A 14,048-nucleotide genomic window follows, 5' to 3' on the forward strand; every position below is an offset into this window, starting at 1 on the left:
TCGGGGAACTGCGGACCTTGACTGACGCGCGTCCCGGTGCGGCCTGGTCGCGCAGTTCCCCGCGCCCCTCAAGGGCAGGGGCGGCCGGCGGTCACCAGGCGAAGGCCTCCGGGGACGGCCCCGGGCCCGGGAAGATCTCGTCCAGGGCGCTCAGGAGCTCCTCGCTCAGGGTCAGCTCGGACGCGCGGATCGCGGAGTCGAGCTGCTGGGCCGTCCGGGGGCCGACGATCGGGCCGGTGACGCCGGGGCGGGTGAGGAGCCAGGCGAGGGCGGCCTCGCCCGGTTCGACGCCGTGCTTGTCGAGCAGGTCCTCGTACGCCTGGACCTGGGCGCGTACGCCGCTGTCCGCGAGGGCGTCGGCGGCGCGGCCGGAGGAGCGGCGACCGCCCTCGGCCTCCTTCCTGATGACGCCGCCGAGCAGCCCGCCGTGCAGCGGCGACCAGGGGATGACGCCGAGGCCGTACTCCTGCGCGGCCGGGATGACCTCCATCTCGGCGCGGCGCTCGGCGAGGTTGTAGAGGCACTGTTCGCTGACGAGGCCGATGGTGCCGCCCCGGCGGGCGGCGATCTCGTTGGCCTGGGCGATCTTGTAGCCGGGGAAGTTGGACGAGCCGGCGTACAGGATCTTGCCCTGCCGCACGAGCACGTCGACGGCCTGCCAGATCTCCTCGAAGGGCGTGGCCCGGTCGATGTGGTGGAACTGGTAGACGTCGATGTGGTCCGTGCGCAGGCGCTTGAGGCTGGCGTCCACGGCCCGCCGGATGTTCAGCGCGGAGAGCTTGTCGTGGTTGGGCCAGGCGTCGGCCGAGGCCGCCATGTTGCCGTACACCTTGGTCGCGAGGACGACCTTGTCGCGGCGGTCGCCGCCCTTCGCGAACCAGTTGCCGATGATGCTCTCGGTGCGGCCCTTGTTCTCGCCCCAGCCGTACACGTTCGCGGTGTCGAAGAAGTTGACTCCGGCGTCCAGCGCCGCGTCCATGATCGCGTGGCTGTCCGCTTCGTCCGTCTGCGGACCGAAGTTCATCGTGCCGAGGACCAGTCGGCTGACCTTGAGTCCCGTGCGTCCGAGTTGTGTGTACCTCATGACCGTCCAGCCAAGGCGGTGGAGTGCGCTCTAGGCAAGCGGAAGGACCTTGCGCTAACTGAAGGTTAGTGCTTTCCTTTCGTAAGCAAACGCTTGAACTTTCAAGATGAGCCTCCAGATGGGAGCATCGTGACCCCCACCACGCCTGCCCGACGCACGCTCGTCGCCGTCCTCGCGGCCGTCGCGCTGACGTCGACCCTCGCCGTCGTACCGGCCGCCGCGGCCCCGCCCGCCGCCGTCGCGGAGCGGGCCCCGCACGGGGACGCCGCGCGGCTCGCCCAGCAGAAGTCCGTGGCCGTACGGGTGCTGAAGGGGGTGTTCGAGGACGGGGACACGGCGGTCGTCGACCGTTACGTGCGGCCGGACTACATCCAGCACAATCCCTTCGCGCCGGACGGGGCCGAGACGCTGAAGGGGCTCGCGGCGGCCGTGGGGCAGCAGTTCCCGGACGCCGCCTACGACATCAAGCGGGTCATCTCCCAGGGCGACCTCGTCCTCGTCCACTCCAACGTCGTGCTCACGCCCGGCAGCCGGGGCTCCGCCGTCTTCGACATCTTCCGGTTCCAGGGCGGGCTGATCGCGGAGCACTGGGACGTGGGGCAGGAGGTGCCGGAGTCCTCCGCCAACGGCAACGACATGTTCTCCACCGTCAGCCGTCCGCGCACCGCCGTGCCGGGGCCGGCCTGGCTGACCTCCTTCAACGAGAAGCTGGTGACCAAGGCCTTCGACCGGCTGCTGGTGCGCAAGGACCTCTCGGCGCTCGACCGGTACTGGGGCCCCGAGTACCACCAGCACAATCCGAACATCCCCGACGGCGTGGCCGGGGTCAGGGCCGGCCTGGGCGGCTACTTCCAGCAGTTCCCCTCCCTCACCGTCACACGCAAGCGCGTCGTCGCCGAGGGCGACCTCGTCGCCGTCCACAGCCACTACGTCAACGCCCCGGGCGAACGCGGCCAGGCCGTCGTCGACCTGTTCCGGGTGCGGAACGGCAAGATCGTCGAACACTGGGACGCGCTCCAGGACGTGCCGGAGACGTCGGCGAACGACAACACGATGTTCTGACCGTCACACCGTTTCCTTCGTGGGCCCGGCGGCCATGACGCCGGGCCTTCGTGCGTGGCCACGGTCGGTGTCGGTACTTCGCGAGGGGCTGTGGGCGTCAGTTCGTCGCGAGGGGCTGTGGGTCCTGGTCGTCGTTCGGGGCGGGGGCGAGGGGCGGCTCGGGACGGCGGCGGGGGGTGAGGAGGAGCAGGGGGGTCGTCAGGAGGAGCAGGCCGGCTGTGGCGATCGCGGTGCGCGGAGTGGTGACGGCGGCGAGGAGGCCCCAGAGGGCCGTCATGGCGGCTGTGGTGAGCTTGCCGGTGACGGACCAGGCGGTGAGGGTGCGGGCGACGCGGTCCGGCGGGGTCCGGGTGAGGCGCCGCGTGGCCAGTACGGGGTTGAAGACGCCGATGCAGATGATCAGGCCGAACTCGACGACCATGACGAGGACGAGGCCGGCCGGGCCCGCGCCGATGAAGGCCAGCCCGAGCGGCCAGCACGCCCGCAGGGTTCCGGCGACCCGGACGACCCTGTCCTGGCCGTAACGGGCGACGAGAGGGCCGGAGAGACGGGAACCGATCAGGCCGCCGACGCACGGGACGGCGAAGGCGAGGCCGTACTGCCAGGGCGCGAAGCCGAGTTGGCCCACCATCAGGATGACCAGCAGCGGCGCCGGCGCCATGATCAGGGCGTTGACCAGGACGGAGTTGAGGAAGAGGGGACGCAGGGCACGGTCGCGGAGGATGTACCGCCAGCCGTCGAGGAGATCCCCGGCGCGGAACCGGGGAGTGCTGCCCGCGGCCGGTTTCGTGGTCGGGTCCGGTCGGGTCGGCCGGGGCTCCTTGCCGCCGATCGCCCGGATGCCCGCTGCCGACAGGAGGTAGCTGCCGGCGTCGATGAGCACGGTGACGACCGGGCCGAAGAGGCCCATCGCGGCGCCGCCGAGGGGCGGGCCGAGCATGGTCGTCGTCCAGGTCGTCGCCTCGAAGCGGCCGTTGGCGGACACGAGGTGCTCCGGGGGGACCAGGAACTTCAGACAGGCACCGCTCGCCGCGGTGAAGGTGATGTCGGCCACGGCGACGACCGCGGAGACCAGGAGGAGTTGAGGGAAGGTGAGCAGGTCCAGGGCGTAGGCGACGGGGACGGACAGCAGGGTCGCGCAGCGGACCAGGTCCATCGTGATCATCACCGGGCGCTTGGGGCGGAACTCCACCCAGGGGCCGAGCGGTACGGCCACGGCCGCGCCCACCGCCAGACCGGTGGCCGCCAGCGCGGAGACCTCCGTGGGGCCGACGTGCAGGACCAGCACCGCGATCAGGGGCAGCGCGTCGAACGACAGCCGGGTCCCGAACGCGCTGACCGCGTACGCCGCCCACAGCCACCGGAACTCCCGCCCCAGCCCACCGCCGCCCCGTGTCATTCGCCCCGCCCCGCATCCGTCGCCGCCGCGTCCGACCGGGACATCCAAGTGGGCGGGGGGCCGCCGATCAAGTGGGGATCGCCCGGGCCGGGTGGCCGTGTGCGGCGGCGTCAGCCTCGGGGGAAGTCGGCGGTCGGCAGGACCAGGCCGAGGAGGGTGGTGGTCATGTCGACGTCGCCGCCGTAGGTGATGGACAGGTCACTGACGTAGTCGCCGTCCTTGGGCTGGGTGAACAGCCGGCACTTGCCCACGTAGGGGTCGGCGATCAGATAGACGGGGACCTCGGCGAGTGCGTACGCGGTCTTCTTGGGGCCGTAGTCGTTCCTGGCGGTGTCCTGGGAGATGACCTCGGCGATGAAGTCGACGTCCTCGTGGCGCCAGCGGCCCTCTGGGCCCTTCTCGGCGTCGTCGCGCAACTTGGCCACGTCCGGGGCGAGCCCGTTCTGGCGGCCGGGGAAGTCGATTCGGACGTCCGAGAACACCGTCGTCTCCCGCCCGAAGTGATCCTCCAACGCCCAGATGATCTTGCGAATCGTCTGCCAGTGGATGTCCCGCTGCGGCGACATGTAGATGGTCCCCTCGACGATCTCGACCTTGTATCCCTCGGGGACGGGCATCTTCTCGAGCCGCTCGAACATCTCGTCGAGCTGGCGCGTGTTGTCGCTCTCGGCCATCGCGATCCTGTCTTCAAGGACGGTCATCGTGGCGCTCCTCCCCGGCCGCCCCTCGAACGAGGACGGCCGCGCGGTACAACGATACGCACGGTGACGAGGACACGACGGATGAAAGGGGTACGGAGGCTACGCCTGCTCGTACGGGCCTCCGAGCCCCCACGCCTCGTGCATCGCGTTCGCGAAGGCCGCCGCGATCTTGTGCTCGCCGGAGGCGTTGGGGTGGGTGCCGTCGTAGGTGTCCCGGTGGATGTCGTACGACGGGGGCGGGGACGCCAGCAGGAGCGGGGAGCGGGGTTCGTCGAGGTCGGCGGCCGTCTTGGCGAGGAGTTCGTTGAAGCGGGCGACCTGGGCGGCGAAGGGGGCGTCGGACTCGGCGCGGACGTTGGGGGTGACCGGCAGGAGGACCATGCGGATGTGCGGGGCGGCCTCGCGGGCGGCCTCGACGAAGCGGCGGGCGTTCTCGGCGGTCTGCTCGGCGTTGGTGTAGAAGCCCAGGTCGATGAGGCCGAGGGAGACCAGGAGGACGTCGGCCCGGTGCCTGCGGACCGCGTCGGCGATCAGCGGGGCCATGTGGAGCCACCCCTCGCCCCAGCCCGCGAGGTGGGCGCGGGGGAAGCACGGGTCGGTGTCGGCGTACTCGTACGACGTCGGGGCGTCCGTCGCCTTGTCGTAGAGCGTCTCGCGCGGCCCGACGATCGCGAAGGGGCCGTCGTACGCCGTGCGCAGGTGCTGCCAGAGCCGGTAGCGCCATGTGTGTTCGCCCGCGCTGCCGATCGTCATGGAGTCGCCTACGGGCATGAACCTGAGCATCCGCTCATCATGAACGATCGCTACCGGCGGGTACGACCTCTCGACGGAGAAGAGCTCTGTGAACCCCGCCACGTGGGCCTCGCCCAGCCGCCCCACCGCGCACGGCGCTCCCCCACTCCACTCGGCGGAGCGAGATGGCAGGCTTGGGCCCATGCGCCGTCGCCCCCTCAACCGCCCTCACCCCCTCCGCCGGTTCCGCAGGTTCCGCGCGGCCCGTACCGGCCTCGCCGGTCTCGCCGCGATCCTGCTCGCCGCTCTCCCGGCCGCGCCCGCGGTCGCCGCCGACGACGGCTTCACGATGCAGGACCCGCGGATCACCGAGTCGAGCGGTCTCGCCGCCTCGCGTCAGCACCCGGGGGTCTACTGGACCCACAACGACAGCGACGACGGGGCGTTCCTCTACGCCGTCGACAGCGGGACGGGCGAGACGGTCGCCACGGTCACGCTGACGGGCGTGGGCACCCCGAGGGACGTCGAGGCGATCTCGATGGGCCCCGGCGACAAGCTCTACGTCGGCGACATCGGCGACAACCTCGGCGGCACCTGGGCGTACGTGTGGATCTACGAGCTGCCGGAGCCGAAGGAGCTGAAGGACCAGACGCTCAAGGCCACGCAGTACGTCGTGAAGTACGAGGACGGGGCGCGGGACGCGGAGGCGCTGATGGTGCATCCGAAGACCGGGCGGGTCTACATCGCCGACAAGAACGAGGCGGGCGGGTCGCTGTACGAGGGCCCCGCGGAGCTGTCCGCCTCCGGCACCAACGTGTTCAAGAAGGTCGCGTCCGTCCCCGACCTGGAGGTCACGGACGGCGCGTTCTCGCCGGACGGCAAGCAGCTCGCCCTGCGGGCGTACTTCGGCGGCATCCTCTACGACTGGAACGGCGGCAAGATCGAGAAGGTCGAGCGGCTGAGCGTGCCCCTGCAGCGGCAGGGGGAGTCGGTGACCTTCCGCACCGACGGCTCGAAGGTCATGTACGGCAGCGAGGGGTCCGGCAGCTCGGTCGTCGCACGGGACGTGCCCGGCGGCGGCTCCGGGAGCGGTGGCTCCGGCTCGTCCTCCTCCGACGGGGGCGGCTCCGGCGCGGCCGAGGCCGACGGCGAGGGCACCAGCTCGACCTTCAAGGTCGGCGCGCTCGGCGTGGCCGGCGCGGTCGTCGTCGTCTGGGGCTTCCGGCGGCTGCTGCGCCGCCCGTCGGCCTGAGCCGCCCGCCTACCCGTCTGCGGGGTCCCTGGTTCCGGCCTCTTCGCCTCCGGCCTCCCCGCCCTCGCGGCGGCGGGTCACGAACACCTCCAGTCCGTCCAGGATGCGCTGCAGTCCGAACTCGAAGTGGTCGAAGTCCGTGCCGAAGGCGTCCTCGGAGAGGCCGGCGAGGACGGGGTAGCGGCCGGAGAGCATGAGCTCTTCGAGGACGGGCGCCTGGGCCTGCCAGAACTCCACGTCGGTGAGGCCGGTGCGGAGTTCCGCCTCCTGCGCGTAGAGCTGGGTGCGGGCGGCGCCGACGACATAACCGTCCACGGCGATGACGGCGGAGATCAGTTCGGGGTCGGTCAGCCCCATGGACTTGATGCGGGAGAGCACCTTCTCCATGCCGTCGAGCGCGCTCGGCCCGAGGACCGGGCGGGACTGGTTGACCTGGAGGAGCCAGGGGTGGCGGCGGTAGAGGGCAAGGGTGGCGCGGCCCATGGCCTCCAGGGCCGAGCGCCAGCCGCCGTCGCCGAGGTCGGCGGGATTCTCGGAGGGCCGCTGGACGCGGTCGAGCATCAGGTCCAGCAGTTCGGCCTTGCCGGGGAGGTAGCGGTACAGGGACATGGTCCCGGTGCCGAGTTCGGTGGCGACCCGGCGCATCGAGAGGGCGTGCAGCCCTTCCGCGTCGGCGACCTGGACGGCCGCCTCCACGATCCGGTCCAGGGTGAGCCCCGGCTTCGGGCCGCGACTGGGGCGCGGGCCGGTGTCCCAGAGCAGTTGCTGGGTGCGGACGATGTCGCCGCTCCCGCTGGTCTCCGTACCGCCCGCGGCGCTGCCCGCCGTACCGGCCGCCGTACCGCTCTTGCCCCTTGTCATGGGGCCGAGTCTAGGTCCTCGCGAAAAAACTGGGTACGTCGTACGCGTAATCGGGTACGGTGTACCCAGTTCTTTTCGGAAGGGGGACTCATGGGTGACGGATACGCGGTCCGGGCGGAGGGTCTGGAGAAGCGGTACGGGGAGAAACGCGCGCTCGACGGCTTCGACCTCACGGTCCGCGAGGGCTCGGTGCACGGCCTTCTCGGCCCGAACGGTGCGGGCAAGACCACCGCGGTACGCATCCTCTCCACGCTGCTGCGCCTGGACGGCGGCCGGGCGACGGTGGCCGGCCTCGACGTGGCGCGGCACCCGCGCGAGGTGCGGGCCCGTATCGGCCTCACGGGTCAGTACGCCGCCGTGGACGAGGTGCTGACCGGTCGGCAGAACCTGGAGATGTTCGGCCGGCTGTTCCACCTCGGCGGGAAGCGGGCGAAGCTGCGCGCGGTCGAGCTGCTCGACCGGTTCGACCTCACCGACGCCGCCGACCGGGGCGTCGGCAAGTACAGCGGCGGTATGCGGCGTCGGCTCGACCTCGCCGCGTCGATGATCCTCGCCCCGTCCGTCCTCTTCCTCGACGAGCCGACGACCGGCCTCGATCCGCGCAGCCGGGGTGAAGTCTGGGATTCCGTGCGGGCGTTGGTGGCCGGCGGTACGACCGTGCTGCTCACCACGCAGTATCTGGAGGAGGCCGACAGGCTCGCCTCGCGCATCACCGTCATCGACCAGGGGCGGGCCATCGCGGACGACACCCCGGACGGGCTGAAGAGCACGGTCGGCGGCGACCGTATCGAGGTCGTCGTCGCCGAGCGCGCCGACATCCCGCGCGCGGTGAAGGTCGTCGCCCGGGTCTCGGACGGCGAACCGGAGTCGGACGAGGCGGAGTTGCGTGTTCACGCGCCCGTGGCCGACCGCGTCTCGGCCCTCACCGAGGTGGCCCGCACCCTCCAGGACGAGGGCGTGCGGGTCGAGGACATCGGCCTGCGCAGGCCCAGCCTGGACGACGTGTTCCTGCGGCTGACGGGCCACCGCACGGAGAAGACCGACGAGAACGACAAGGGGGCCGCCGCATGACCGCCGTCGATCCGAAGACAGTCGATCCGAAGACCGTGGCCGCGAGTACCGTCGTCACGAGCGCCGTCGACCTTGAGGTGTCGAACGCGCGCGGCCGCATGTACTGGGTGTTGTCCGACGTCTGGAACATCGTCCGCCGCGGCCTCACCCACTACCGGCGCCAACCGGTGAACATCGCCTGGCAGTTGGGCTTCCCGATCCTCTCCGTCCTCCTCTACGGCTATGTCTTCGGCAGTGCCATGCAGGTGCCCGGCGGCGGGGACTACCGGGACTTCCTGATGCCGGGGATGTTCGTGATGACGATGGCCTTCGGGTTCATCAACACGGCGACCCTCGTGGTCTACGACTCCACCAAGGGTGTCATCGACCGGTTCCGCTCCATGCCGATGGCGCCGTCGGCGGTCGTCGCGGGGCGGGGAGTGACCGATCTCCTCGTCGCCTGCGCCGAGTTGGCCATCATGATGCTGACGGCCCTCGCGATGGGCTGGCGGCCGGACGCAGGGCTGGGCTTCCTGGCCGCGTTCGGTCTGCTGCTCTGGCTCCGCTTCGCGCTCATCTGGATCGGCGTCTGGCTGGGCCTGCTGGTTCCCAACCCGGAGGCGGCGGGCGGTCTCTTCGCGGTCGCCTTCCCGCTGACCATGATCTCCAGCATCTTCGTCGCGCCGCAGCTGATGCCCGACTGGCTGGGCTGGATCGCCGCCTGGAACCCGATCTCCTCCACGGCCGCCGCCACCCGCGACCTGTTCGGCACTCCGGTCGGCGGCGGTGACTCCTGGATCGAGGAGAACGCGCTGCTGATGGCCGGCGTGTGGCCGGTGGTGCTGACGCTGGTCTTCCTGCCGCTGGCGGTGCGGAGGTTCCAGAAGCTGAGCCGGTGACGTTCGGCGGACCACAAGACGACAAGCCGCGCGGGGCGTCCGGTGTACCAGGTGGCGCCGGACGCCTTGACGTGTCCATGTGACCTGTCTTCCATGGGAGGTGCGGGTGATGGGAGCGCTCCCATCCTGTTCCGGCCCCGCGCCTCCCGAGGAGGAAGCAGCGATATGTTCCGCAGCTTACGGAGAACCCTGGGCGCCCTGTGCGCGGTCGCCGCCGTGCTCGCGCTGCCCCTGACCGGCGGCGCCCACGCGGCGGCCGGTTCGGCAGGTTCGGCAGGTTCGGCCGAGAAGGCCGCCGCGGCCGAGGCCGGTGCCGGGTACTGGCGCACCAGCGGCCGGCAGATCCTGGACGCGAGCGGGCAGCCCGTCCGTATCGCCGGCGTCAACTGGTTCGGTTTCGAGACCGCCAACCACGTCACCCACGGCCTGTGGGCCCGCGACTACAAGAGCATGATCGACCAGATGAAGTCGCTGGGCTACAACACCATCCGCATGCCCTACAGCGACGACATCCTCAAGCCCGGCACCATGCCGGACAGCGTCAACCACTCCGACGGCAAGAACGCCGACCTCCAGGGCCTGACCTCGCTCCAGGTGCTGGACAAGATCGTCGCGTACGCCGGTCAAACCGGCCTGAAGATCATCCTGGACCGGCACCGTCCGGACGCGGCGGGCCAGTCGGCCCTCTGGTACACCTCGGCCGTCCCCGAGACGACATGGATCACCAACCTCAAGGCCCTGGCCACCCGCTACAAGGGCAACCCGACGGTCGTCGGCATCGACCTGCACAACGAGCCCCACGATCCCGCCTGCTGGGGCTGCGGCGACACGGCCAGGGACTGGCGGCTGGCCGCCCAGCGCGCCGGGAACGCGGTCCTGTCCGTCAACCCCGAGCTGCTGATCCTCGTCGAGGGCGTCCAGACGTTCGACGGGGTCTCGGGCTGGTGGGGCGGCAACCTGATGGGCGTGGCCCAGTACCCCGTACAACTGGACGTGCCGAACCGGGTGGTGTACTCGGCCCACGACTACGCCACGAGCGTCGCCCAGCAGAGCTGGTTCAGTGACCCGTCCTTCCCGGCCAACATGCCGGGCATCTGGGACAAGTACTGGGGCTACATCTTCAAGCAGAACATCGCGCCGGTGTGGGTCGGCGAGTTCGGTACGACGCTGCAGTCCACGATCGACCAGCGCTGGCTGGCGGCCCTGGTGACGTATCTGCGCTCGACCTCCGCCCACGGCTCGGACTCCTTCCACTGGACCTTCTGGTCCTGGAACCCCAACTCCGGTGACACGGGCGGCATCCTGAAGGACGACTGGCAGACGGTGGACACGGTCAAGGACGGCTACCTGACGAGCATCAAGGCACCGGGCTTCCCGCCGGGCGGTGGCACCGACCCCGGTGACCCGGAGGATCCCGGCGACCCGGGCGGCGGGACGCCCGCCTGCGCCGCCGCCTACACCGTCAGCAGCGACTGGGGCAGCGGCTTCAACGCCGAGGTGAAGGTCACCAACACCGGTACGACCGCGATCGGTTCGTGGAAGGTGACCTGGAGCTGGCCCGGCTCCCAGCGGGTGACGAACATGTGGAACGCCTCGTACACCCAGAGCGGGGCGACGGTCACCGCGACCAACGCGGCCCACAACGGGGCACTCGCGGCGGGCGGTTCGGCGAGCCTCGGCTTCGGGGGCGCGCCCGGGGGCGGGGGTGTGCCGAGCGTGAGCTGCACGGCGTCGTGAGGGGGGCGTTCCGGGAGCGCGTCCCGAAGGCCCCGTCATGTGAGGGGCGTGTCCCGGATCTGAGCAACTGCCCCTTTCTGTGAGGTATTTGAGAGTAAGCAATGACTCAATTCGGTCAAGTCTTGGTCGAATGAGTTCTTGCGGGGTGTGATCTTCGGGAACCATGCCGCACGGGCCGCGTACCCGCGGCCCGTGAACCCCCCTCACCCGTTGCGAGAGAACTCCATGAGAAGAAGCGCAGCCGTGCTGTGCGGCGCCGGCGTCGTCCTGGCCGGGACCATCAGCGCCGTGCCCGCCAACGCGAGCGGGTCGTCCGCCGCGAACACCGTCCAGGCCGCCGCCGCGAAGGTCGCCTGGAAGAAGTGCGCCACGGACGACTACCCGACGCTGCAGTGCGCGTCGGTGAAGGTGCCGCTCGACTACGCGAAGCCCAGCGGGAAGAAGATCACGCTGGCGCTGTCCCGCGTGCCGCACACCTCGAAGACGTACCAGGGCCCGCTGCTGGTCAACCCGGGCGGCCCCGGCGGCAGCGGTCTGACGCTGGCCGGATACGTCGCCTCGTCGCTGCCGAAGAAGGTCGCGGCCCAGTACGACGTCATCGGCTTCGACCCGCGCGGCGTCGGCGCCAGCAAGCCCGCCCTGAACTGCAAGCCCGGTTACTTCAACCCGGTGCGCCCGGACTCCGTGCCCAGCACGGCCGCGATAGAGAAGGCCAACCTCAAGCGGGCCAAGGACTTCGCCAAGGCCTGCGGCACGAAGCACAAGGACGTCCTGCCCTACATCAACACGATCAGCGCCGTGAAGGACCTGGACTCGATCCGCAAGGCCCTCGGCGCGAAGAAGATCAACTACTTCGGCTACTCGTACGGCACCTACCTCGGCGCCGTCTACGCCAAGCTCTACCCCGAGCGCGTCCGGCGCCTGGTGCTCGACTCGATCGTGGACCCGACCGGTGTCTGGTACGAGGACAACCTCGACCAGGACTACGCCTTCGACAAGCGCCACAAGGCGTTCATGACGTGGGTCGCCAAGAACAACGCCACGTACAAGCTGGGCACCGACCCGAAGAAGATCGAGGCGAAGTGGTACGCCATGCGTGCCGCCCTCGCCAAGAAGCCGGTCGGCGGCTCGGTGAAGGTGGGCGCCTCCGAGCTGGAGGACACCTTCCTCCCCGGCGGCTACTACAACGGCTACTGGCCCTTCCTCGCCGAGGCGTTCGCCGCCTACGTGGGCGACAAGAACGCCGACCCGCTGGTCGAGGCGTACCAGAACTTCGCCGCCGTCGACTCCTCCGGTGACAACGGCTACAGCGTCTACACCTCGGTGCAGTGCCGTGACGCGTCCTGGCCGCGCGACTGGAAGAAGTGGCAGAAGGACAACTGGGCGGTCTACAAGAAGGCGCCCTTCATGACCTGGAACAACGCCTGGTACAACGCGCCGTGCGCGTTCTGGCCGACCAAGTCGCTGAAGCCGGTGAACGTCGCCAACTCCAAGCTGCCCCCGACGCTGCTGTTCCAGGCGACGGACGACGCGGCCACCCCGTACCAGGGCGGTCTCACCGTCCACAAGCTGCTCAAGAACTCCAGCCTGGTCGTCGAGCAGGGCGGCGGCAACCACGGCATCTCGCTGAGCGGCAACAGCTGCCTCGACAAGTACCTGGCCACCTACCTCACCAACGGCAAGGTGCCGCGCGGCAAGGGCAAGGTCGACGCCACCTGCAAGAAGCTGCCCGACCCGAAGCCGGCGGCCGCCCAGGAGGCGTCGGCCCGGTCGACGCTGAGCACGGCCCCGGGAACCGCCGCCACCAGCGGTGACACCCTGCACGGCATCCTCGGCTTCCGCGGCTGATCCGTCCGGCCGAGCGTCACCTCGTACGGTGACGAGAAGGGCGCCCGGTGTTTCCACCGGGCGCCCTTCGCTGTCGTACGGGTGTGATCAGAGCTTCTCGATCACGTAGTCGACGCACTTCGTGAGGGCCTCGACGTCCGCCGGGTCGATCGCCGGGAACATGGCGACGCGGAGCTGGTTGCGGCCGAGCTTGCGGTAGGGCTCGGTGTCGACGATGCCGTTGGCGCGCAGGACCTTGGCGACGGCGGCGGCGTCGATCTCGTCGGAGAAGTCGATCGTGCCGATGACCTGGGACCGCTTGGCCGGGTCGGTGACGAAGGGGCTCGCGTACTTGCTCTCCTCCGCCCAGGTGTACAGCCGGGTCGAGGAGTCCTTGGTGCGGGCCGTGGACCAGCTCAGACCGCCCTGGCCGTTGATCCACTCCAGCTGCTGGTTGAGCAGGAAGAGGGTGGCGAGGGCCGGGGTGTTGTACGTCTGGTTCTTGCGGGAGTTGTCGATCGCCGTGGGGAGGCTGAAGAACTCCGGGACGTGACGGCCCGAGGCGTGGATCCGCTCGGCGCGCTCGATGGCGGCCGGGGAGAAGACGCCGATCCACAGGCCGCCGTCGGAGGCGAAGGACTTCTGCGGGGCGAAGTAGTAGACGTCCGTCTCGGCGATGTCGACGGGCAGGCCGCCGGCGCCGGACGTGGCGTCGACCAGGACGAGGGCGCCCTCGTCGGCGCCGGCCACGCGGTTCAGCGGGGCGGCGACACCGGTGGAGGTCTCGTTGTGGGTGAAGGCGTAGACGTCGACGCCCGCCTCGGCGGTCGGCTCCGGGTGGGTGCCGGGGTCGGAGGAGACGACCGTCGGCTCGGCGAGCCAGGGGGCGAGCTTCGCGGCCTTGGCGAACTTCGAGCTGAACTCGCCGAAGGTCAGGTGCTGGCTCTTGTTCTCGATGAGACCGTGCGTCGCGACGTCCCAGAACGCCGTGGAGCCGCCGTTGCCGAGGATGACCTCGTAGCCCTCGGGGAGGGAGAACAGCTCGCTGATGCCCGCGCGGACCTGGCCGACCAGGTTCTTCACCGGGGCCTGGCGGTGGGAGGTGCCGAGCAGGGAGGTACCGGTCGCGGCCAGGGCGTCCAGCGCCTCCGTCCGCACCTTGGAGGGGCCCGCGCCGAAACGTCCGTCGGCGGGCTTGATGTCAGCGGGGATCTGGATATCAGCCACGACCGCGAGCCTATCGGCTCCACGAAACGCGGGCGAAACGTCGTCCGTCGGGTGAGACGGGGGTTGGGCGCCCAGGAGCTCGGGGGTTCGGGGTTCGTTGGCGGGTGCGGGTCCGGTGGGGGCTTCTCGCGCAGTTCCCCGCGCCCCTGAAAAGCAGGGGCTGCGCCCTCTGCTTTTCGGCCCGAATGGGCCATAGGCCCATAAGGGGCGCGGGGAA

12 protein-coding genes are annotated in these 14,048 nt (G+C 70.3%); 6 read left to right on the plus strand and 6 right to left on the minus strand.

The window, feature by feature from the left end:
• Window positions 1-91: 91 nt before the first annotated feature.
• A complete protein-coding gene (locus RM704_RS33060) occupies window positions 92-1,084 on the minus strand; it encodes an aldo/keto reductase (protein WP_033525914.1) in 993 nt (330 codons plus the stop codon).
• A gap of 129 nt (window positions 1,085-1,213) precedes the next feature.
• Here RM704_RS33060 and RM704_RS33065 point away from each other — a divergent pair, with 129 nt between their 5' ends.
• Window positions 1,214-2,146: a nuclear transport factor 2 family protein gene (locus RM704_RS33065; protein WP_033525913.1), complete on the plus strand. Its 933-nt coding sequence runs from the start codon at window positions 1,214-1,216 to the stop codon at window positions 2,144-2,146.
• 97 nt (window positions 2,147-2,243) lie between these two features.
• Here the strand turns inward: RM704_RS33065 and RM704_RS33070 are convergent, their stop codons facing one another.
• The 3 genes from RM704_RS33070 to RM704_RS33080 all read right to left on the minus strand — a co-directional run bounded on the left by RM704_RS33070 (window position 2,244) and on the right by RM704_RS33080 (window position 5,029).
• Window positions 2,244-3,545 (minus strand): MFS transporter, encoded by a 1,302-nt coding sequence (locus tag RM704_RS33070; RefSeq protein WP_033525912.1) that lies wholly within the window; start codon window positions 3,543-3,545, stop codon window positions 2,244-2,246.
• Between the two features lie 110 nt (window positions 3,546-3,655).
• Complete coding sequence (locus RM704_RS33075) at window positions 3,656-4,246, minus strand: Uma2 family endonuclease (RefSeq protein WP_033525911.1); 591 nt, start codon at window positions 4,244-4,246, stop codon at window positions 3,656-3,658.
• A gap of 99 nt (window positions 4,247-4,345) precedes the next feature.
• Entirely contained in the window at window positions 4,346-5,029 is a 684-nt protein-coding gene (locus RM704_RS33080) for a GDSL-type esterase/lipase family protein (protein WP_033526045.1), read from the minus strand.
• A gap of 151 nt (window positions 5,030-5,180) precedes the next feature.
• On the opposite strand from RM704_RS33080, the gene RM704_RS33085 reads away from it, so the two are divergent.
• Entirely contained in the window at window positions 5,181-6,230 is a 1,050-nt protein-coding gene (locus RM704_RS33085) for a membrane protein (RefSeq protein WP_033525910.1), read from the plus strand.
• 9 nt (window positions 6,231-6,239) lie between these two features.
• Here RM704_RS33085 and RM704_RS33090 read toward each other — a convergent pair whose 3' ends face one another.
• On the minus strand, window positions 6,240-7,091 hold the full coding sequence (locus RM704_RS33090) for a TetR/AcrR family transcriptional regulator (protein WP_033525909.1): 852 nt from the start codon (window positions 7,089-7,091) through the stop codon (window positions 6,240-6,242).
• Between the two features lie 90 nt (window positions 7,092-7,181).
• On the opposite strand from RM704_RS33090, the gene RM704_RS33095 reads away from it, so the two are divergent.
• From RM704_RS33095 to RM704_RS33110, 4 genes are all read left to right on the plus strand, one after another.
• Window positions 7,182-8,162 (plus strand): daunorubicin resistance protein DrrA family ABC transporter ATP-binding protein, encoded by a 981-nt coding sequence (locus RM704_RS33095; protein WP_033525908.1) that lies wholly within the window; start codon window positions 7,182-7,184, stop codon window positions 8,160-8,162.
• Between the two features lie 98 nt (window positions 8,163-8,260).
• Window positions 8,261-9,040, plus strand: coding sequence for an ABC transporter permease (locus tag RM704_RS33100; RefSeq protein ID WP_052145909.1), 780 nt, complete (start codon window positions 8,261-8,263; stop codon window positions 9,038-9,040).
• Window positions 9,041-9,205: 165 nt separating this feature from the next.
• On the plus strand, window positions 9,206-10,777 hold the full coding sequence (locus tag RM704_RS33105; RefSeq protein ID WP_033525907.1) for a cellulase family glycosylhydrolase: 1,572 nt from the start codon (window positions 9,206-9,208) through the stop codon (window positions 10,775-10,777).
• Window positions 10,778-11,002: 225 nt separating this feature from the next.
• The gene (locus RM704_RS33110) at window positions 11,003-12,625 is read left to right on the plus strand and encodes an alpha/beta hydrolase (RefSeq protein ID WP_033526043.1); all 1,623 of its coding nucleotides are present in this window, start codon (window positions 11,003-11,005) and stop codon (window positions 12,623-12,625) included.
• An 87-nt stretch (window positions 12,626-12,712) separates the two neighbouring features.
• On the opposite strand, the gene serC is transcribed toward RM704_RS33110, so the two are convergent.
• Window positions 12,713-13,831, minus strand: a complete 1,119-nt coding sequence (gene serC, locus RM704_RS33115) for a phosphoserine transaminase (RefSeq protein ID WP_033525906.1) — start codon at window positions 13,829-13,831, stop codon at window positions 12,713-12,715.
• Window positions 13,832-14,048 lie beyond the last annotated feature (217 nt).

The organism is Streptomyces gottesmaniae (genome assembly GCF_031845845.1).
Taxonomy (GTDB): domain Bacteria; phylum Actinomycetota; class Actinomycetes; order Streptomycetales; family Streptomycetaceae; genus Streptomyces; species Streptomyces akebiae.